This is a genomic window from Pseudomonas sp. SDO5271_S396 (genome assembly GCF_054071795.1).
Genome location: NZ_JBSVWB010000107.1, coordinates 1 through 2,142 on the forward strand (window position 1 = coordinate 1; position 2,142 = coordinate 2,142).

General features: G+C 67.8%; 1 protein-coding gene. It reads right to left on the reverse strand.

Features of this window, described 5'->3' with window-relative positions; genetic code table 11:
• On the reverse strand, positions 1-2,142 hold a 2,142-nt coding region (locus tag ACW9IN_RS30040; RefSeq protein WP_457369233.1), incomplete at both ends, for a condensation domain-containing protein.

A 2,142-nucleotide genomic window follows, 5' to 3' on the forward strand; every position in this document is an offset into this window, starting at 1 on the left:
TGTCCACCGAGCGCTGCATGCACACCGGCACGATGGATTCGCGGCCAATACCGGCGGCGCGCAGGGCGCGGGCCAGGGTTTGCGCGCGGTGGTCCAGTTCGGCGTAGCTCAAGCGTTGATCTTCGAACACCAATGCCGGCGCGTTCGGGGTCAAGGCTGCCTGCTGCACGAGGGCCGTGTGCAGGTGGGCAGGGCCTGGGTAATCCCGTGCGGTGGCGTTCCAGCGCGCCAGTTGCGCCTGGTCCTGTTGTTGCGGGAACAACTCGACCAGTGCCCGCTCCGGTGTCGCGACCAGGGCGTCGAGCAATGCGCACCATTGTTCGCTCCAGCGCTGCATCGTCGCGGCATCGAACAGCGCCGCCTGGTATTCCAGGGCCAGGGTCATGTCGGTGCCGTCGTCGTGGACTTCCCAGCTCTGTTCGAACTTGGCGTCCAGCGCGGGCAGAAGCTGCTCCTGCAAGGTCAGCCCGGGCCACTGGCGGCTGTCCAGGCGGCCATGGTTCAACGAGAACAGCACCTGGAACAACGGCGTGCGGTTCAGGTCGCGGCGCTGGGCCACGGCGCCGACGAGGGTGGCGAATGGCAGGTCGGCATGGGCCTGGGCGGCGCGCAGGTCGGCTTCCAGTGCGGTGAGCAACGTACTTGCCGGCGCCTGTTGATCGACGTCGCTGCGGATCACCAGCGTATTCACCAGGCACGCCAGCAGTGTTTGAGTGTGCGGCTGGTCGCGCTGATCGGCGGGTGTGCCGAAGCGAATATCGCGCTGGCCGCTGTAGCGGGCCAGCAGGGCACTCAAGGCCGTGGCCAGCACCACATACGGCGTGGTGCCGCGTTGACGGGCGAACTGGCGGATACCAGCCGCGCGCTGAGTGCCGAGGCGCACGTTCAGTTGTGCGGCACGGCGCTCGGCCTCGGCGGCGCGCGGGTGATCCAGCGGCAGTTCGAGGCTGTAATCGTCCTGGCCCAGGTGGTGTTTCCAGTAGTCCAGACTGGCACTGCGCCGGGCCTGGGTGTCCGGGTGTTGTTGCCACACGGCGAAGTCGAGGTAGTCGAGCGGCAAGGCTGCCCACTCCGGCGCTTGCCCGGCGAGACCGGCGCGATACGCCTGGGCCAGTTCGTCGATCAGCAATTGCATGGCCCAGCCATCGGTGGCGCTGTGGTGCAGGCACACCCGCAAATGGTGTTCGTCGCTGCCCTGGCGTTGCAGCAACTGTGCACGCCACGGTGCGGCGGCGGCCAGGTCGAACGGCGCCATCAATTCGGCGTGTGCCTGCTGGCAGGCGCTGTCCCAATCGTGGGGCGCGACCACGGTCACGTGCAGTGCGGGGCCTTGCGGGTCGATCTGCAAGTACGGTTCGCCGGCGACTTCCACGATACGGCTGCGCAGCACGGTGTGACGCTGGCTGACCTGGGCGAAAGCGTCGCGCAACGCCTGCACATTCAACTCGCCGCGCAACGTCAGGGCGAATGGCATGTGGTATTCGCGGGAGTCCGGCACCAGGCGGCTGAGCATCCAGAAGCGCCGTTGCGCCAGGCCCAGGGGCAATTGCGCCGGGCGTGGGTGCACGGTGATCGCTTCACCGGGCGCGGCCTCGCGCACGTGGGCGGCCAGCGCGGCGACGGTCGGCTGGCTGAACACCAGCGCCAGCGGCAAGCTCAGACCCAGGCTGTCGCGCACGCGGGCGACCAGGCGAGTGGCGAGCAATGAGTGCCCGCCCAGGTGGAAGAAATGGTCATCGATACCCACCTGCGGGCATTCCAGCACTTCGCTGAACAGTTCGCAGAGGCGGCTTTCGGTAGCATCGCGCGGGGCACGGTAGGCGTGCTCGCGCTCGCCATCCGGCAGGGCCACGGCGGCCAGCGCCTTGCGGTCGAGCTTGCCGTTGCTGTTGAGGGGCAGGTGCGGCTGCTGCACCAACAGGCTTGGCAGCATATGGGCCGGCAACTGTTCGGCCAGCGCCGTGCGCAGGCGCGCTTCATCGGCGTCGCCGCTCCAGAAACTCACCAGACGCTGATCCAGCAGCAGGGTGGCCGCTTCGCGGACGCCTGGCTGGGCCAGCAAGACTGCGTCGATTTCACCCAGCTCAATACGTTGCCCACGCAGCTTGACCTGATGGTCGAGGCGCCCCAGGTACTCGATAT